Annotated in this window: 16 protein-coding genes; all 16 read left to right on the top strand. The window is 66.2% G+C overall.

The window, feature by feature from the left end; genetic code table 11:
- Nucleotide 1 precedes the first annotated feature (1 nt).
- From YUA_RS0114065 to YUA_RS0113990, 16 genes are read left to right on the top strand one after another with little or no spacing between them, the layout of a single operon-like run.
- Nucleotides 2–1,087, top strand: coding sequence for a branched-chain amino acid ABC transporter permease (locus YUA_RS0114065; RefSeq protein WP_027531284.1), 1,086 nt, complete (start codon nt 2–4; stop codon nt 1,085–1,087).
- Nucleotides 1,080–1,862: an ABC transporter ATP-binding protein gene (locus YUA_RS0114060; RefSeq protein WP_027531283.1), complete on the top strand. Its 783-nt coding sequence runs from the start codon at nt 1,080–1,082 to the stop codon at nt 1,860–1,862. Before YUA_RS0114065 ends, YUA_RS0114060 begins: the two co-directional genes overlap by 8 nt.
- Nucleotides 1,855–4,071, top strand: coding sequence for an ABC transporter permease (locus YUA_RS0114055; RefSeq protein WP_027531282.1), 2,217 nt, complete (start codon nt 1,855–1,857; stop codon nt 4,069–4,071). Before YUA_RS0114060 ends, YUA_RS0114055 begins: the two co-directional genes overlap by 8 nt.
- A 3-nt stretch (nt 4,072–4,074) precedes the next feature.
- Entirely contained in the window at nt 4,075–4,908 is an 834-nt protein-coding gene (locus YUA_RS0114050; protein WP_027531281.1) for a phosphoenolpyruvate hydrolase family protein, read from the top strand.
- A gap of 26 nt (nt 4,909–4,934) precedes the next feature.
- The gene (locus YUA_RS0114045) at nt 4,935–7,835 is read left to right on the top strand and encodes a flotillin family protein (protein ID WP_027531280.1); all 2,901 of its coding nucleotides are present in this window, start codon (nt 4,935–4,937) and stop codon (nt 7,833–7,835) included.
- Nucleotides 7,836–7,845: 10 nt separating this feature from the next.
- Nucleotides 7,846–8,283, top strand: a complete 438-nt coding sequence (locus YUA_RS0114040) for an SRPBCC family protein (RefSeq protein WP_027531279.1) — start codon at nt 7,846–7,848, stop codon at nt 8,281–8,283.
- Between the two features lie 3 nt (nt 8,284–8,286).
- Nucleotides 8,287–8,730: an SRPBCC family protein gene (locus tag YUA_RS0114035; protein WP_027531278.1), complete on the top strand. Its 444-nt coding sequence runs from the start codon at nt 8,287–8,289 to the stop codon at nt 8,728–8,730.
- Nucleotides 8,731–9,549: a xanthine dehydrogenase family protein subunit M gene (locus YUA_RS0114030; RefSeq protein WP_027531277.1), complete on the top strand. Its 819-nt coding sequence runs from the start codon at nt 8,731–8,733 to the stop codon at nt 9,547–9,549.
- Nucleotides 9,550–9,555: 6 nt separating this feature from the next.
- Entirely contained in the window at nt 9,556–10,032 is a 477-nt protein-coding gene (locus tag YUA_RS0114025) for a (2Fe-2S)-binding protein (protein ID WP_027531276.1), read from the top strand.
- A gap of 12 nt (nt 10,033–10,044) precedes the next feature.
- Nucleotides 10,045–11,640 (top strand): xanthine dehydrogenase family protein molybdopterin-binding subunit, encoded by a 1,596-nt coding sequence (locus YUA_RS0114020; protein WP_027531275.1) that lies wholly within the window; start codon nt 10,045–10,047, stop codon nt 11,638–11,640.
- Nucleotides 11,641–12,663: a xanthine dehydrogenase family protein molybdopterin-binding subunit gene (locus tag YUA_RS0114015; protein ID WP_027531274.1), complete on the top strand. Its 1,023-nt coding sequence runs from the start codon at nt 11,641–11,643 to the stop codon at nt 12,661–12,663.
- A 12-nt stretch (nt 12,664–12,675) separates the two neighbouring features.
- Entirely contained in the window at nt 12,676–13,557 is an 882-nt protein-coding gene (locus tag YUA_RS0114010) for a MoxR family ATPase (RefSeq protein WP_027531273.1), read from the top strand.
- Nucleotides 13,554–14,672 (top strand): VWA domain-containing protein, encoded by a 1,119-nt coding sequence (locus tag YUA_RS0114005; protein ID WP_027531272.1) that lies wholly within the window; start codon nt 13,554–13,556, stop codon nt 14,670–14,672. Before YUA_RS0114010 ends, YUA_RS0114005 begins: the two co-directional genes overlap by 4 nt.
- Nucleotides 14,669–15,553, top strand: a complete 885-nt coding sequence (locus YUA_RS0114000) for an amidohydrolase (RefSeq protein ID WP_027531271.1) — start codon at nt 14,669–14,671, stop codon at nt 15,551–15,553. The genes YUA_RS0114005 and YUA_RS0114000 overlap by 4 nt, the downstream gene beginning before the upstream one ends.
- 29 nt (nt 15,554–15,582) lie before the next feature.
- Complete coding sequence (locus tag YUA_RS0113995; protein ID WP_027531270.1) at nt 15,583–16,431, top strand: MBL fold metallo-hydrolase; 849 nt, start codon at nt 15,583–15,585, stop codon at nt 16,429–16,431.
- 21 nt (nt 16,432–16,452) lie between these two features.
- Nucleotides 16,453–18,030: an isochorismatase family protein gene (locus YUA_RS0113990; protein ID WP_027531269.1), complete on the top strand. Its 1,578-nt coding sequence runs from the start codon at nt 16,453–16,455 to the stop codon at nt 18,028–18,030.
- The last annotated feature ends 2 nt before the right edge of the window (nt 18,031–18,032 follow it).

The raw sequence follows: 18,032 nt of genomic DNA, 5'->3' as shown, positions 1-18,032 counted from the left end.
CATGTCCGTCACCCACGATGCGCGCATTCAGGTCCGCAGCGCCGCCTCTACCGCTCAACGGCAGGCCGCGCGCGGCTGGCCCGACATCAACAATCCCGCAGCCTGGATCGTGGGGGCCATCCTCCTGATCATGCCGCTGATCGCCAACGGCTTCTTCCTGATCGAGATTTTTGCGACCACGCTGATCCTCGGCACCATCGCGCTCAGCCTGATGTTTCTCGCCGGTTATGGCGGCATGGTCAGCCTGATGCAGCTCACCATCGCGGGCTTTGCCGCCTACATGGTCGCGGTGTTCGGCGTCAGCGCCAACACCAATATCAGCCTGGGCTGGCCGTGGTGGCTGGCGGTGCCGATGGCGCTGATGCTCGCAACGATCTTCGGCACGCTCGGCGGCGCGCTCGCGGTGAGGACCGAGGGCATCTACACCATCATGATCACGCTCGCGATCGGCGCGGCCTTCTACTACTTCACCAACCAGAACTGGGCGATCTTCAACGGCCATACCGGCATCAACACCGTCTCGACGCCGCACTTCTGGGGCGTCGACTGGCGCTGGGACATTCCCTTCTACTATGTTGTGCTCGCGGTCGCAGCCCTCTGCTACTTCGCGGTCGACTACATTTCGCGCGCGCCGTTTGGCCTGGCGTTGCAGGGCGTGCGCGACAATCCGCGCCGCATGGCCGCGCTCGGCTTCAACGTCAACGCGCACCGCATCGCGGCCTATGCGGTGGCGTCCTTCATCGCGGGCCTCGCCGGTGTGCTCCAGGTCTGGAACTATCGCCAGATTTCGCCGGGCTCGGTCAGCGTCGGCGCCTGCATCGACGTGCTCATCATCGCCGTCGTCGGCGGCATTACCCGGCCGATCGGTCCGTATATCGGCGCGCTCGTCTTCGTCCTCCTGCGCACGTTCGCGCTCGACTTCCTGGTCAGGATCGGGCTCGACGGCAACCGCTTTCGGCTACTGATCGGGCTCGGCTTCCTCGCCATCGTGTTCTGGTCGTCGGATGGCGTGATCGGCCTGTGGCAACGCTGGCGCCAGAGCCAAGGCCGGCAGGCGGACCGCCCGGGCGGAGGGCACCATGGATAGTGTCGCACATCGGCTTTCCGCCGTCGGCGCCGGTGCCGCGCTGGAGCTGCGCGGCGTCACCCGGCTGTTCGGCGCGCTCGCGGCGCTCACCGACGTCACCATCACCGTGCGCCCCGGCGAGCGGCGCGCCGTGCTCGGCTCCAACGGCGCCGGCAAGACCACGCTGTTCAACTGCATCACAGGCGACTTCCCGCCATCCTCCGGCACGATCCGCTTCTTCGGCGAGGACGTTACGCACTTCCCGCCCTACGAGCGCATCCGCCGCGGGCTCAGGCGGACCTATCAGATCTCCGCGCTGTTCCCTGGCCTGACCGTGCAGGACAATGTCTATCTCGCCTGCTGTGGCGTCTCGCGCGGGCGCTTCTCGTTCCTGCGTCCCGGCCAGAACGATGCGCTGATGCACGCCGCCGACGCTCTCGTGCAAGCCGTGCACCTCACTGCAGTCAAGGACCAGCGCGTCGCCGAGCTCGCCCATGGCCAGCAGCGCCAGCTCGAAATCGCGCTGGCGCTAGCGGGCGCGCCTCGATTCGTGCTGTTCGACGAGCCCGCCGCCGGCCTGTCGCCGACCGAGCGAGCCGAGCTGGTCGAGATCCTGACCTCGCTGCCGGCGCATATCGGCTACATCATCATCGAACACGACATGGACGTGGCGCTGCGCGTCGTCGAGAGCGTGACGATGATGCACAACGGCCGCATCTTCAAAGAAGGCCTGCCGGAGGAGATCCAGTCCGACCCCGAGGTGCAGGAGCTTTATCTCGGAGGCGGCCATGAATGAGGCCCGCCGCTCGCCCGCAGCACTCGAAGTCCGAGGGCTTGACGTCAACTACGGCCATTCGCACGCGTTGCAGGGCGTCGACCTCTCGCTCGATGCCGGCGTGTTCTCGGTTGTCGGTCGCAACGGCATGGGCAAGACCACGCTGTGCAAGGCGATCATGGGCCTGGTGCCGGTAAGCGGCGGTTCAATCCGCGTCCGAGGTGAGGACATCACGCGGCGGCCGCCGGCCCATATCGCGCGGCTCGGCGTCGGCTATGTGCCGCAGGGCCGCCGGCTCTGGCGCTCGCTCAGCGTCGACGAGCATCTTCGGCTTGCCGGCGGGATACGATCCGGCGTGTGGACCGTAGAGCGCATCTACGACACCTTTCCGCGGCTCGCAGAACGCAAGGACCATGGCGGCGGCCAGCTTTCCGGTGGCGAGCAGCAGATGCTGGCGATCTCACGCGCGCTGCTGACCAACCCGCAGCTCCTGATCATGGACGAGCCGACCGAGGGGCTTGCGCCCGTGATCGTCGCCCAGGTCGAGGAAATGCTCCTGCAGCTCGGCGAGGACGGCGACATGTCCGTGCTCGTGATCGAGCAGAACATCGGCGTCGCCACCGCGATCTCGCGCAACGTCGCGATCATGGTCAACGGCCGCATCAACCGCATCATCGACTCGGTGCGGCTATCGGCCGACCGCGAGCTCCAGCAGCGCCTGCTCGGCGTCGGACTTCATGCCGAGCTCACACCCGACATCGATGCGCCCGCAGCGGGCGGCGAGGCGAAACCGGCTCCACAGCCCGCGCGCGCGGGCGGCCCGATCCGCGTCTACATCTCCAACCCCAGTCCGCCGACACGCTGGTCGCAGCCGGTCCCGATCGGACGCATCGAGGCCGCCGCACGCACGCTCTCGACGCAGGTCGCGCACCTCGACGAGACCGCGCGGCGCAAGCGCGAGCCGACCACTGCACAAACCTCGGGGCCACCGGTGGTTCTGGTCGTCGGCACGCTCGATACCAAGGGGACTGAGCTGCGCTTCATCCGCGACATCATCGCCGCGAGCCGCCTGCGCACGCGGCTGGTCGATGTCTCCACCAGCGGCAAGCACGCGACCTGCGACGTCTCCGCGCAGGAAATCGCGCTGAACCACGGCCGTGGTGGCTCGGCGGTGTTCGGCCCCGATCGCGGCGCCGCGGTCACCGCGATGGCGGATGCGTTTGCCAACTGGATCAAGCGCCAAGGCAATATCGCCGGCGTCATCTCCGCCGGCGGCTCGGGCGCGGCATCGCTGGTCGCGCCGGGAATGCGCACCCTCCCCGTCGGCGTGCCAAAGCTCATCATCTCCTCGGTCGCCTCGGGCGACGTCGCGCCCTATGTCGGTCCCGCCGATATCACCATGATGTACTCGGTCACCGACGTGCAGGGCCTCAACTCGATCTCACGCGCGGTGCTGTCGAACGGCGCCAACGCGGTCGCCGGCATGGTCAAGGCCCGCCTCGACCAGCGCGAGGCCAAAGGGCAAGCGGCGAGCGATGGGCTGCCATCGGTCGGCATCACCATGTTCGGCGTCACCACCCCCGCGGTGCAGAGGATCGCGGCCGATCTGCGCGATGATTTCGAGTGTCTCGTCTTCCATGCCACCGGCGTCGGCGGCCGCTCGATGGAAAAGCTGGTCGACTCCGGCCAGATCGCCGGCGTCATCGATCTCACCACCACCGAGATCTGCGACCTCCTGATGGGCGGCGTATTTCCGGCGACCGAGGATCGCTTCGGCGCGATCATCCGCACCCGCCTGCCCTATATCGGCTCGGTCGGCGCGCTCGACATGGTCAATTTCGGCGCGCCCGACACCATTCCCGAGCGCTATCGCACCCGAAAGTTGCACGTCCACAATCCGCAGGTGACCTTGATGCGGACGACAGTGGAGGAGAACGAGCGCATGGGCCGCTGGATCGGCGAGCGGCTCAACCAGATGGACGGGCCGGTGCGCTTCTTCCTGCCCGAGGGCGGCGTTTCCGCGCTCGATGCTCGCGGCCAGCCGTTCTGGGATCCCGAGGCCGATGTCGTCCTGTTCCGCACGCTGGAGCACACGGTGCGAGCGACCGGAAACCGGCAGCTGATCCGCGTCAAGCAAAACATCAACGATCCCGAGTTCGCCTCGACCATCACAGCTGCATTCCGAACACTGTTCGGCCGCGGCGGGGCGCGCCGGAGAGTAGCGAGGTGACCGATGGCCCGGTTTGAACGCGCAACACTTCTGAAGCGGTTTCGCGAGATGGCGAAGCACGGCGAGCCGATCGTCGGCGGCGGCGCCGGCACCGGCCTGTCGGCCAAGTGCGAGGAAGCCGGCGGCGTCGATCTCATCGTGATCTACAATTCCGGCCGCTACCGCATGGCCGGCCGCGGCTCGCTCGCGGGGCTGATGCCCTATGGCGACGCCAACGCCATCGTGCTCGAGATGGCCGGCGAAGTCTTGCCCGTGGTCAGCAAGACGCCAGTGCTGGCCGGCGTCAACGGCACCGATCCGTTTCGCGACATGGATGTGTTCCTTGATCAGCTCAAGGCACTCGGCTTCGCCGGCGTGCAGAACTTTCCGACTGTCGGCCTGATCGACGGCGTGTTCCGCGCCAACCTTGAAGAAACAGGCATGTCCTACGCGCTGGAGATCGACATGATCGCTAAGGCGCGCGAGAAAGACCTGCTGACGACGCCCTACGTCTTCAGCGAGAAGGAGGCCGCCGCGATGGCGATCGCCGGCGCCGACATCATCGTCTGCCATCTCGGGCTCACCACCGGCGGCACGATCGGCGCGCAGACCGCACCAAAATTGAAGGACTGCCCGGCGCGCATCGACACCTGGGCTTCGGCTGCGCTCAGCGTCAATCCCGACATCCTCGTGCTCGCCCATGGCGGCCCGATCGCCGATCCTGCGGATGCGGATTTCATCATGAAGAACACCCGCTACTGCCACGGCTTCTACGGCGCCTCATCGATGGAGCGGCTGCCGGTGGAGCGGGCTTTGACGGAACAGGTACGCAAATTCAAGGCGATCGGCGCGCGCTAACGCCTGTCAAATTGAGGGAGGGAAACATGTCAGGGATCCTGGTCGGCGAGCTCATCCTCTGGCTGATCGTCGCGATCATCGTGATCGTGGTCGGCGTCTACATCGTCAACTGGCTCTATCACCGCTCCTCCAAGGAGGTGTCGTTCGTCCGGACCGGCTTCCTCGGCGAGCGCGTGGTGATCAATGGCGGCGCCTTCGTGCTGCCCTTCATCCATGACTACACCCCGGTCAACATGAACGTGCTGCCGATGGGCATCGTGCGTTCGCGGCAGGACGCGGTGATCACCCGTGACCGCATGCGCGTCGATATCGAAGCCGACTTCTATGTCCGGGTTCAGGCCACCCGCGAAGCTGTGTCGATCGCGGCAGCGACTCTGGGCCGCCGCACTATGGAACCGGAGCAGCTCCATGCGCTCCTGGCAGGCAAGTTCATTTCCGCGATCCGCTCGGTCGCATCTGAAATGACCCTCGAGGAGATGCACGAACGGCGCGGCGACTATGTCGTGCGCGTCAAGACAAACGCGGCCGAAGCGCTCGCCCAGAACGGCCTTGAGCTGGAGTCCGTCGCAATCACCGATCTCGACCAGACCGACCTCGAGTTCTTCAACCCGTCGAACCGATTCGATGCCGAAGGCCTGACGCGGCTGATGGAGGACATCGAGGCCAAACGCAAGGCGCGCAACGACATCGAGCAGGACTCGATGATCAAGATCCGCACCCGTAATCTGGAAGCCGAGCGACAGGCGCTCGACATCGAGCGCGAGAGCGAGACCGCGCGGCTGGAGCAGGAACGCGACATCGAGATGCGTCGCGCGCTTCAGCGCACCGAAGTCGCCCGCGAACGCGCGCTGCGTGAGACCGAGGCCGAGCAGGCCCAGATCTCCGCGCGCGAAGCCATCGAACGCTCCCGGATCGCCAACGAGCAGGCGATTGCCGAGGCCCGTATCGCCTCCGAGCGCGAGACCCGTCAGAAGGAGATCGAACGCACCCGCACCATCGAGGAAAAGGAGCTGCTGGCGCGCGAGGAGATCGAGAAAACCCGGATCGCCAACCAGCGCTCGATCGACACCACGCGGATTGCCTCCGAACGCGAGGTCCGCCAACGCGAGATCGAGCGGATGCGCACCGTCGAGGAAGCCGAGATTGCGGCCCGCGAGGCGATCGAGAAGGCCCGCATCCAGCAGGATCGTGTCGTCACCGATGCCCGTATCGCCAACGAGGAGGAGACGCGGCGCCGCGAGATCGAGCGCACCCGCGCCGTCGACGAGGCCGAGATCGCCGCCCGGGAAGCGACCGAGAAGGCGCGCATCGCCCAGACGCTGATTGTCAATGTCGAGCGCATCTCTTCGGACGAGCGCACCCGCGCGCTGGAGATCCACCAGGTTCGCACCATCCAGGAGGCCGAGATCGAAGCGCAGCGCGCCGTCGAAGCCGCCCGCATCGCGCGCGAGCGGACGCTCGCCGCCGAGCGCATCGCCGCCGAGCAGAATACGCGGCAGCTCGAAATCGAGCGCAACCAGACCCTCGAAGTCGCCGGCATCGCCGCACGCGAGACAACCGAGGCCTCGCGCATTGCCCAGGAAGAGCGCGTCCGCTCGCTGGAGATCGCCCGCAACCGCGCCGTCGAGGAAGCCGACATTGCCTCGCGCGAGGCGATCGAGGCGGCCCGCATCGCCCAGGAGAAGGCCGTCGCGGCCGAACGCATCCAGGCCGAGCGCGACACGCGTTCGCTGGAAATTGAGCGCACCGGCGTACTAGAGGCCGCCGAGCTGAAGCGGCGCGACGTCATCGAGCGCCAGCGCATTACCGTCGATCTCGCGCTCGAGGCCGAGCGGATCAACTCGTCCAAGAAGCGCGAGGTGCTCAATATCGAGCAAAAGAAGGCGATCGAGATCGCGGACGAGGACCGCGTTATCGCTCTCTCTGCCAAGAAGTCTGAGCGGATTGATGCTGATCGCCAGGTGCGCCAGGCCGAGATCGTCGCCCGCAAGGAGGTCGAGACCACCGACGTCTCGCGCGAGCAGGCGCTGGAAGCCGCCCGCCTCGAACGCCGCCGCACCATCGAGCAGTTGGAGGTCGCCCGCGTCCAGTCGCTGCAGGAGGCAGAGATCGCCTCCCGCGAGGAGGTCGAGCGCGCGCGCATCGCCTCCGACCGCGGCCTGGACGAAGCCCGGATCGGCCGTGAGCGCGAGCTGCGTAAGCTCGAAGTGAACCGCGAGAAGGAGGTCGAGACCGTCCTGATGGACAAGGCGATCGCCATTCACCAGAAGTCGCTGGAAGAGTCCGCCGCCAAGGCGATGGCCGAGGAAGCGCGGATGCGGGCCACCGAAGCGACCGAGCGCGTCATCACCGCGCGCGAGAGCGAGATCGCCAAACGCCGCAAGACGGTCGAAGTCATGATCGCCGAGAAGCAGGCCGAGGAGACGCGGATTGCCGCCGAAGCCGAGCGTGTGCGCGCCGCCGTCGAGGCCGAGGCGCAGCGGATGCTCAACGAGGCCGAAAACGTGCTCACCGACCAGGCGCGCTACTCGCTGTTCCGCAGAAAACTGCTCGACCGTATCGAGGGCATCGTGCGCGAGAGCGTCAAGCCGATGGAGAAGATCGAGGGCATCCGCATCCTCCAGGTCGACGGCCTCAACGGCAATGGCCATGGCGGCAATGGCGGCCGCAGCGCCACCGACGAGGTGATCGACTCGGCGCTGCGCTACCGCGTGCAGGCGCCGCTGATCGACTCGCTCCTGGCTGACATTGGCGTCGAAGGCGGCAGCCTGGCCAAGATGCCGGGCTTGATCCGCGAGGCTCGCGACATGCAAGGCATCAAGGATTCCGCGCGAAAAGGCGGCGGCGACAAGCCGGCGGCGTCTCCGCCTGCGGCTGAGGGCGGTGGCGAGCCACCGGCCGAGCGCGGTCCGCGGAAGAAGAGCTGAGGTCTAAACCATGCCCCGCGTCTACGTCTCCACCGTCGTCAATGCGCGCAACGATCGCGTCTGGGCGCGGGTGCGCGACTTCAACGGCCTACCGAACTGGCACCCGGCGATCGCCGAAAGCCGCATCGAAGGCGGCGAACCCTCCGACAAGATTGGCTGTGTCAGAGATTTTCGCCTGCGCAACGGCGACCGGATCCGCGAGAAACTGTTGGGCCTCTCTGACTACGACATGTTCTGCACCTACTCGATCCTGGAATCCCCGATGGGCGTCGAAAACTACGTCGCGACCTTGCGGCTGACGCCCGTCACCGACGGTGACCAGACCTTTGTGGAATGGACCGCCGAGTTCGACTGCGCGCCGGAGCGGGAGACCGAGCTCGTCGGAAACATCGGCGGCAGCGTGTTCCAGGGCGGGTTCGATGCCCTCAAGCGCGTGTTCGGAGGTTGATCCGTGCCGCATATCGTCAAAAGCACGATTTTGGACGCGCCGACCGATGCGGCGTGGGCCATGCTGCGCGATTTCAACGGGCACGACCGCTGGCATCCGGCGGTCACGACCTCCTCGATCGAGCGCGCGCACGCCTCCGACAAGATCGGCTGCATCAGGCGTTTCAAGCTGCGGGACGGCGCCGAGCTGCGCGAGCAATTGCTGGCGCTGTCGGACCTCGAACAAAGCTTCAGCTATTGCCTGCTCGATACGCCGATCCCGATGTTCAACTACGTCGCCCATGTCCGCCTGCTGCCTGTCACCGATGGCGACCGCACCTTCTGGCACTGGGAGTCGCGCTTCACGACCAGACCCGAGGATCGCGACCGCATCACCCACATGGTCGCGGAAGACATTTACCAGGCTGGGTTCGAAGCAATCCGCCGGCATCTGAAGGAGGCCGCCTAGATGGCCGTGACAGTGAAGACTTTCGCCAGTGCCAGCGAGGCAGCCGGCGCGCTGTCCTTGGACCGCACAGCGCGTTATCTCGGCGGCGGCACGCTGGTGATGCGGGCGCTCAACGAGGGCGATGTGTCGATCTCGACCGTCGTCCGCGCCCAGGACCAGGCGTTGACCCGCATCGATGCCTCCGGCCCGCGCATCACGCTGGGCGCCGGCGTCACCTTCGCGCGCGTCCTTGCCGAACGCGACCTCGCCTTCCTGCACGCCCCTGCCCGTTCGATCGGCGGCCCCGCGGTACGCAACATGGGCACTGTCGGCGGCAATCTCTTCGCCCCGAACCCGTATGGCGATTTCACCGTCGCGCTGCTGGCGCTCGACGCCACCGTCGCCGTGCAAGGCGGCTTCGGCTCGCGCGACATCCCGATCGAGGAGTTCTTGCAGGCACGCGAGCGACAGGCCGGGACATTGGTCTTGTCGGTCTCCTGCACCCGGCCGGCCAGCAGTGAGACATTCCGCTATCGCAAGATTGCGCGCATCAAGCCGAAGGGTGGCTCGGTCATCACGCTGGCCGCACATCTGCCGATCAGCGGCGGCCGGATCGCAGGCGCGCGGATCGCGCTGGGCTCAATGGCGCCGACACAGATCCGCGCCCGCGCCGCCGAGCGCGCGCTCGAGGGCCGCTCGCTGGATGCCGCGACCATAGCTGTCGCTGCCTCCGCCGCGACTGAAGGAACATCGCCCTCGGACAATGCGCTCGGCAGCGCCTGGTATCGCCGCGAAATCGTCGGCGTCCACCTGCGCCGTCTGCTGTCCGGTCAGGATTAAATCGCCATGTCCAAGATACCCCTGCAATTTCGTCACAATGGCCGCGATGTCGCGATCTTCGTCGATGGCGGCACCAATCTCCTGGTCGCGCTGCGCGAACTGATCGGCGACATGACACCGAAATTCGGCTGCGGCCAGGGCGGCTGCGGCACTTGCGGCGTGCTGATCGACGGCGAGCTTCACCTCTCCTGCCTGACGCTGGCGGAATCCGTGGCCGGCCGCTCCGTCGAAACGCTCGACGGCATGAAGCAGGGCCCGAACCTGCATCCGCTGCAACGCGCTTTCGCCGACAATTTCGCGGCCCAGTGCGGCTACTGCACCCCGGGCATGCTTATGGCCGCGAAAGCCCTGCTCGATCGCAACCCCTCGCCGAGCCGCGACGAGGTGATCGAAGCCATCTCCGGCAACATCTGCCGCTGCACCGGCTACGAGCCGATCATCAACGCCATCCTCGCCGCCGCCGGCGGCCGGGTCAGCGCCTAAGGGAACGCGGCCATGCTGGAACTGCGCAAGGACATCTTCGCCGACGAGCGCGACGATAATTTGAAGGAAATCGGCAAGGGCACCCAGCGCCAGGACATGCTCGGCCATGTCACGGGCACGTCCAGCTATTTCAACGACCACAAGCTGCAAGGCATGTTGCATCTGAAGGTCGTCCGCTCGACGCAGGCGCATGCCAGAATTCGCCGCATCGACACCACCGAGGCCGAGCGCTCGGCCGGCGTACGCCGGATCATCCGCGGCGCCGACGTGCCGGTGAATCTCAACACGCTTCTCAGCCTGATCAATTTCGGCAAGGACGACGAGCCGTCGCTGGCGGTCGACAAGGTCCGCTACAAGGGCGAACCGATCGTCGCTATCGTCGCCGACAGCGAGCGCGAGGCCTTTGAGGCGGTCGCAAAGGTCAAGGTCGACTACGAGCCGCTGCCGGCCGTGTTCGACGTCGAGGACGCGCTCAAGCCGGGCGCGCCCGTGGTCAACGAGACTTATCCCAAGAACACGTTCACCTATCACGAGACCTATGATCACCAGAAGCTCCGCTTCGGCGATGCCGACGCCGCGCTGGCGACCGCCGATCACGTGCTCGAGCAACGCTACCAGATGTCGCCGATCGAGCACGCGCCGACCGAAACCAACGGCGCGATTGCGGCACCCGACACCAACGGCCGTTATGTGGTCTACACCTCGACGCAGGCGCTGTTCTTCTCGGTCGATACCTGCGCCAAGATCCTGGACGTGCCGTCCAACACCTTCCACTTCATCGGCGGCACGGTCGGCGGTGGCTTTGGCGGCAAGGTGGATACGCTGACCGAGCCGCTCGCCATCCTCGGCGCGATGCTGACCGGGCGACCCGTGCGCTATGTGTTCGGGCGCGAGGAGGAGATGCAATACGGCCCACCACGCGGCGCCGAGCGTATCTACATCAAGGACGGTGTGATGCGCGACGGCCGCGTCGTCGCGCGCAAGATCCGCGCCTATTTCGACAGCGGCGCCTATACGCGGCTGTCCAGCTACGCCGCTGTGAAATGCGCCGCGCATCTGCCGGGTCCCTACACCATCCCCAACGTCTATGGCGACGTCTATTGCGTCTTCACTAACCGCACGCCGGCGACGGCCATGCGCGGTTTTGGCGTCACCGCGATGGACTTTGCGATCGAGTGTCAGATGGACAAGCTGGCGCATCTTGTGAACATGGACCCGATGGAATTCCGGATCCTGAACGCCTATCGCGACGGCGACATGAAGGCGCACCGGCGCGAGGCCAAGAACACGGCGCTGATCGAATGCGTCCAGGTCGCGGCTGAGAAAGCAAAGTGGCCGCTCCGCGAGGAGTTCAAGCGGGCATCCTCGCGCAAGGACGGCGGCGGGAGCCGCGCCGTCATCCCGCCGACCCCGACGGATTCTTCGCGCGCACGGCCCACTGCTCCGGCACAGCAGCGCACCAGCTACGACCGGCTGCCGCCGACCGTCACCCGCGAACCGCCGCACGAGCCGCCACCGCCAACTCCTCCGCCGCCCTCGCCACAACCGGCCGCGCCTTCGCACGGCGCGACCCGTTTCTCGTCCGTCTTCGGCACCAGGAGGCGCTAGATGACCCGGCATCGCGGACGCGGCATCGCGTCGATCAACTACCCCATCGGTATGAATCTCGGCGGCGACCCCAGCCAGGCGCTGGTGCATTCCAACCCGAGCGGCAAGTTCACGGTGGCGTTGTCGTCGATCGACCTCGGTCAGGGCATGAAGTCGGTGACGCGACAGATCTGCGCGGAGACGCTGGGCGTGCCGGTCGAGGACGTCTATGTCGATACCGCGGATTCCGACACCGGCCCGCATTGCATGGGCTCGTTCGCCTCGCGCGGAACGCATCGCGTCGGCAATGCCGTGATGGCGGCGGCCCGGGAAGCGCGCGGCGTCATGATGGAAGCCGCCGCCGAGGAACTGGAGGTCAACGCCGCCGATCTCGAGACCGACGGGCGCGGCAACATCCACGTCAAGGGCGCGCCGCACCGCTCGATCTCGACCAAGGACGTCGCGATTGCCGCCCAGTTCAAGCAGGGCAAGACCATCTCGGGCCGCGGCATCTTCCTGGTGCCGCTCTCGGAAGTTAATCCGGAGACCGGCGAGATGTCGCCGGCGACCTGCTACGCCCACGCCTGCCTCGTCGCCGAGGTCGATGTCGACGACGAGACCGGCGAGGTCGCGATGGTGCGGATGGATTCCGCATATGAACTCGGTCGCGCGCTCAATCCGCGACTGGTCGAGCAGCAGCTGGTCGGCGGTGCCTGGATGGGCGTCAGCCACGCGCTGTATGAGACGACGGAGCCGCACTATCCCGAGGCCGTTCACGGCCCGCGCGACTTCGTCGAATATCTGATGCCCGGTCCTGGCGATATCTGCCCACACGACATTGCGGTGCTGGAGCGCCCTGCCCCTGACGGCCCCTTCGGCGCCAAGGGTCCCGGCGAGATGTGCGCGAACCCGGTGCTGCCCGCCATTGCGAACGCGATCTACAACGCGGTTGGCGTGCGCATCGATGATCTGCCGATTACGCCTGAAAAGGTGCTGCGCGCGATCAAGGCCCAGGGCGGCGCACGGCCGCAGGCGCGGCGCTAGAGGTCTTTGTCGATGGCGGTCCGCAGCAACATCGTCGGCATCGACAGCCCGGAGGCGCTGGAGAAGGCGCTGCGGGCGGCCTATTACCTCGCCGACGAGGGCCTCGCAACTGCCGCCTATCTCGGGCTCGCGCTCGGCAAGCCGCTGCTGCTCGAGGGCGCGCCGGGCGTCGGCAAGACCGAAGCCGCCAAGGCCATCGCCGCCGTGCTCGGCCGCCGGTTGATCCGCCTGCAATGCTATGAGGGCATCGACGCCTCCGCGGCGCTTTACGAGTGGAATTATCCGCGCCAGATGCTCGCAATTCGCCAGGCCGCCGACGAGAGCATCGATATCTATGGCGAGACGTTCTTGATCGAGCGGCCGATGCTGGCGACCCTTCGTGCGCCGGACTCGACCGTGCTGTTGATCGACGAAATCGACCGCGCCGACCAGGAATTCGAAGCCTTCCTGCTCGAATTTTTGTCCGACTTCCAGATTTCGATCCCCGAGCGCGGCACCGTGCGTGCCGCCGAGCGGCCCGTCGTCGTGCTGACGTCGAACCGGACGCGCGACCTGCACGAGGCCTTGCGTCGCCGCTGCGTCTATCACTGGATCGGCTATCCCACAGAAGAGCGCGAGGCGCGCATCGTCATGCTGCGGGCTTCCAGTGTGGCCGAAGCGACCGCACGCGCCGTCGTCGCAGCCGTCGGCAAGCTCCGGCGCGAGCCGCTCAGCAAGGCGCCGGGCATCGCCGAAGCCGTCGACTGGGCCGAGGCCGCGACGCTCCTGCACAAGGGCGGCGCACGCTGGCCCGACGCGTTCAGGCGCTCGATCGGCGTGGCACTCAAGGATGAGGAGGATCTGCACTTCATCTCACCCCGGCTCGACGCCATGCTTGCGGAGGCGACCGCATGACCGAGCCGCAGCTTCCGCGCGCCGCCCGCGTCTTCGTCTCCTTCGTCGCACTGCTGCGCGCCAACAGCTTTGCCGTCGCCCCGGAGCAGACCACCGGTTTTCTCACCGCGATCGAGCTGCTCGGCCCGCGCGACCTCAGGGACATCAGGCAGGCCGCACTGGCCACCCTCGCTCCGCCGCCCGAACGCCGCGCGACCTTCAACCGGTTATTCGACCTCCATTTCCGCGGCAGCGAAGCGATCGAGCACGCGGACGACGGCGAGGACGACGAGACCGTCCGGCTGCAGGAGGAAGGCCGCGGCGATGAGGAGCCGCTGCTCTCGGACGATGCCAACGAATCCGGCCTCACTGCCACCCGCACCGAGGCATTGGTCGAGCGCCGCTTCGCCCAGCTCACCACGACAGATGCACTTCGCCGCCTGTCGCGCGAAGCTCCGCGGCGCCTGCCGCGACGGCGTGGCCATCGCCGCATGCGCGCCCGCCGCGGTCCTTTCGCCGATCTCCGCCGGACTTTACGCGACTCTGTTCGCAGCGACGGCGAGATTCTGCGGCTCGGTCACATGAAGCGGCGCCAGCGTCCGCGAAAATTCCTGCTGCTGATCGACGTCTCCGGCTCGATGAAGAGCCGCACCGAGGAGAACATGAAGCTGGCGCATGCGCTGGTGCAGGCCGCGCCCAATGTCGAGGTCTTCACCTTCGGCACCCGGCTGACCCGCGTCACCCGCGCGCTGCGGATGAAGCGGCGCGAGCAGGCGCTAAGTGCAGCCGCCCATCTCGTCAGCGACTGGGACGGCGGTACCCGCATCGGCGACGCGCTGCAAGCCTTCCTCGCGGTGCCCCGCTTTGGCGGCTATGCGCGCGGAGCGGCCGTTGTCGTCGTTTCCGATGGGCTGGAGCGGGGCGAACCCGACGCGCTCCGCCACGCCGTGGCAAAGCTGTCGCGGCGGGCATGGCGCGTGAGCTGGCTGACGCCGCTGGCGACCGCGCCAGGATTCCGCCCGCAGACGGAAGCGCTCGTTGCCATCGAGCCCTTCGTCGACGATCTCGTCGACGGCGGATCCAGCGCGTCGATTGTAGCGCATGTGCTGGCGCTGGGACGAAGGAGAGTTGCGTGACCGAAATTGTCGACGGCCATCATCATATCTGGCGACAGGCCGACCTGCCTTGGCTGGTCGGCCCGATGCAGCCTCGCATCTTCGGACCTTACGAGGCCATTCGCCGCGACTATCCAATTCAGGAATATCTCGACGACCTCAAGGGCAGCGGCGTCACCCGCTCGGTGTATGTTCAAACCAACTGGGCCAACGATCGTTTCGAGGACGAAGCCGCCTGGGTGCAGCAGACCGCCGACGAGCACGGCTGGCCGCATGCGATCGTCGCCTACGCCAATTTCGCCGTCGACGACGTGCGCCCGCAGCTCGACCGCCTGAAGCGCTATCCGCTGGTGCGCGGCGTGCGCATGCAGCTGCATTGGCACGAGAACCCGCTGTATCGTTTCGCTGCAAGGCCCGATCTCTGTGTCGATCCGATGGTCCGCCGCAACGTCGCCCACCTCTCCGATTACGGCTGGAGTTTTGATCTCCAGGTCTTCACTCCGCAGATGCCGGATGCAGCGCTGCTCGCCGAGTCCTGCCCCAAGGTGACTTTCATCCTTCAGCATGCCGGCATGCTCGAAGATCCTTCGCCGGCGGGACGCGCGGCCTGGCGTGCCGGGATGGCCCGGCTCGCGACCTGCCCGAACGTGGTCTCGAAGCTTTCGGGGCTCGGGACCTTCCTCCACCGGAATGATCCGGCGCATATCGCCGCTGTGCTCACCGACACCGTCGCGATCTTTGGCGCCGAACGCTGCCTGTTCGGCTCCAATTTCCCGATCGAGAAATTGTGGACCAGCTATCGCGAGCTCGTCGACGCATTTCGCGCAGCGGCCGCGCCGCTCACGACCGAACAGCAAGATGCGATCTTCAGGGGCACCGCAACGCGCGTCTACCGGCTTTGACAGATAAAAGAGAACAGGGAGGGAAACGAATGGCGCTGGAGATCAAGATCCTGGACTACGGCGATATCGAGCTGGAATCGAGCTTCCTGGTGCTCGGCCGCGACTGCGGCCGTACCCGCCGCGTCCTTACGTTGGGCTTTTTGATCCTCGGCGGCAAATATCCGGTCGTGGTCGACACCGGCTACCGCTCCAACCAGATCATGGAAACGCTGGGCATGAGGGGCCTGCAGTACCATGAGAACATGATCGAGAACCAACTTGCCCGCCACGGCGTGCGCATGGGCGACGTCCGCTTCGTTTGCCATACGCATCTGCACATCGACCACGCCGGCAAGGACGATCTGTTCCCGATGAACACGACCGTCGTGCTCAATCGCAAGGAGCTCGAATATTCCGTCTCCGGCCTGATGCATCCGCAATATCCGGCGCCCGACATCAAACATCTGATCGACCGGCTTCACACCAAGAGCGCGCTGCGCTTCCTGGATCTCGAAATTACCGGCCCCGTCGAGCTGATGCCCGGCGTCTATTGCGACGCGGCCAACGCCCACACCGAGGGCTCGATGAACATCATCGTCGAGACCGCCGACGGCATCGCCACCATCTGCGGTGACGTGATCTACGATTTCAACGACCAGATCGTCACGCCCTTCAACGAGATCCACGACTGGGAGCCGCGCACCACGGGCAACCATGGCACCAGCAAGCGCGCAGAGAAAGCCTCGATCAAGAAGCTGCTCAGCAATTCGCGCTATTTGCTGCCGGTGCACGATCGCCCCGCCAAGATCGAAGGTGGCAATGTCGTGGGCCGGCTCCACGATCAGGTCCCGGGCCCGATTGTGCAGTCCTTGCCCGCTCGCAACTGGTTCCCTGCCTGAGATGATCTTGGGGAAAGTCCGATGACACACGTCACCTTGCGCTCGGAATTCGAAACCCTGATCGATCCTTACGCACCCATTGCGCAGGTCGGAACCGGCTTTGACTTCACGGAAGGGCCGATCTGGCATCCGGTCGATCAGTATCTGTTGTTCTCGGACATGCCGGGCGACGTGCGCCGGCGCTGGGATGCCCGGCGCGGCGTTGCCGAGGTCAAGCGTCCCTCGAACAAATGCAACGGCATGACCTACGATGCCGAGCTCAACCTGATCGTCTGCGAGCACGCGACCTCGTCGCTGATCCGCGAGCGGCCGGACGGCAGGCGCGAGGTAGTGGCCTCGCACTTCCAGGGACAGGAGCTCAACAGCCCCAACGACGTGTGCGTGCACTCTTCCGGCGCAATCTATTTCTCGGACCCCTGGTATGGACGCATGCCGGTCTATGGCGTCGAGCGGCCGCGCCAGCTCGGCTTCCAGGGCGTCTATCGCGTGGTGCCGGGCAGCGAGCCGAAGCTCGTGGTCGATAGAACCTTGTTCGATCAGCCCAACGGACTGTGCTTCTCGCCCGACGAAAAACTGCTCTATGTCAACGACACCGTGCAGGCGCTGATCCGCGTGTTCGACGTCAATGCCGACGGCATGCTGTCGAACGCGCGCGTGTTCGCAAGCGGCATCCGCTCCGAGCTGGAGCCGGGCCTGCCCGACGGCATGAAGTGCGACCAGCACGGCAATGTCTGGGTCACCGCCCCCGGTGGCGTCTGGGTCTATTCGCCTCGCGGCGAGCTGCTGGGCAAGGTCCGTGTGCCCGAGCTCGTTGCCAACCTCGCCTGGGGCGGACCGGATTTCCGCACCCTGTACCTGACCTCGACGCATTCGGTCTACGCCATCCCGACCAAGGCCGGACCGCGTCACGAGCCCTATATGAGCGGCAGGCGCAGCAGCGGCGGATCCGCGAGCGCAGGTCCCACAGCCGCAGCCCCGATCCTCGCCGACGGCGAGATGCGGCTCGATCCAAACCGCTGCGCCATGATCATCCAGGATCTTCAGAACGACGTCATCATGGATGGCGGCGCCTTCGCCGGATCCGGTGCGCCCGGCCACGCCAAGCAGCAGCATGTCGTCCAGAACGTCCGGCGCCTGGCGGAGACAGCGCGCGCCCGCGGCGTTACCATCATCCATGTCTGGTTCGTGGTCGAACCCGGCGCGCCTGGCGTGACGCTGAACGCGCCATTGTTCGAGGGTCTCGTCGACAGCAAGGCGATGGTCCGCGGCAGCTGGGGTGCGGCGCCGGTCTCAGGCCTCGAGCCGCGCCCCGGCGACTTCGTCGTCGAGAAGATGCGAATGAGCGCCTGGGAAGGTACGCGTCTGGAAACGATCCTCAAAGCCACCGGCCGCGACATGATCATCAACACCGGCGCCTGGACCAACATGTCGGTCGAGCACACCGCGCGCACGGGCGCCGACAAGGGCTATTTCATGATCGTGCCGGAGGACTGCTGCTCGACCATGAATGCCGATTGGCACTCGGCCTCGATCAACTTTGCCATGCAGAACGTTGCTGTTGTGACTCGGGCAGATGCCGTCATCAGAGCGTTGGGATGAGC

Source organism: Bradyrhizobium sp. WSM3983 (assembly GCF_000473045.1).
Taxonomy (GTDB): domain Bacteria; phylum Pseudomonadota; class Alphaproteobacteria; order Rhizobiales; family Xanthobacteraceae; genus Bradyrhizobium.
Note: the sequence above shows the minus strand (reverse complement) of the source record. Positions and strands in the feature narration are given on the sequence as shown.

Bases quoted from the DNA above. Each gene is read 5' to 3' on its own strand.
- YUA_RS0114040 (WP_027531279.1), top strand. From the start codon at position 7,846: ATGCCCCGCGTCTACGTCTCCACCGTCGTCAATGCGCGCAACGATCGC.
- YUA_RS0114060 (WP_027531283.1), top strand. From the start codon at position 1,080: ATGGATAGTGTCGCACATCGGCTTTCCGCCGTCGGCGCCGGTGCCGCG.
- YUA_RS0114010 (WP_027531273.1), top strand. From the start codon at position 12,676: ATGGCGGTCCGCAGCAACATCGTCGGCATCGACAGCCCGGAGGCGCTG.
- YUA_RS0114020 (WP_027531275.1), top strand. From the start codon at position 10,045: ATGCTGGAACTGCGCAAGGACATCTTCGCCGACGAGCGCGACGATAAT.
- YUA_RS0114015 (WP_027531274.1), top strand. From the start codon at position 11,641: ATGACCCGGCATCGCGGACGCGGCATCGCGTCGATCAACTACCCCATC.
- YUA_RS0114030 (WP_027531277.1), top strand. From the start codon at position 8,731: ATGGCCGTGACAGTGAAGACTTTCGCCAGTGCCAGCGAGGCAGCCGGC.
- YUA_RS0114050 (WP_027531281.1), top strand. From the start codon at position 4,075: ATGGCCCGGTTTGAACGCGCAACACTTCTGAAGCGGTTTCGCGAGATG.
- YUA_RS0113995 (WP_027531270.1), top strand. From the start codon at position 15,583: ATGGCGCTGGAGATCAAGATCCTGGACTACGGCGATATCGAGCTGGAA.
- YUA_RS0114065 (WP_027531284.1), top strand. From the start codon at position 2: ATGTCCGTCACCCACGATGCGCGCATTCAGGTCCGCAGCGCCGCCTCT.
- YUA_RS0114045 (WP_027531280.1), top strand. From the start codon at position 4,935: ATGTCAGGGATCCTGGTCGGCGAGCTCATCCTCTGGCTGATCGTCGCG.
- YUA_RS0114055 (WP_027531282.1), top strand. From the start codon at position 1,855: ATGAATGAGGCCCGCCGCTCGCCCGCAGCACTCGAAGTCCGAGGGCTT.
- YUA_RS0114005 (WP_027531272.1), top strand. From the start codon at position 13,554: ATGACCGAGCCGCAGCTTCCGCGCGCCGCCCGCGTCTTCGTCTCCTTC.
- YUA_RS0114025 (WP_027531276.1), top strand. From the start codon at position 9,556: ATGTCCAAGATACCCCTGCAATTTCGTCACAATGGCCGCGATGTCGCG.
- YUA_RS0113990 (WP_027531269.1), top strand. From the start codon at position 16,453: ATGACACACGTCACCTTGCGCTCGGAATTCGAAACCCTGATCGATCCT.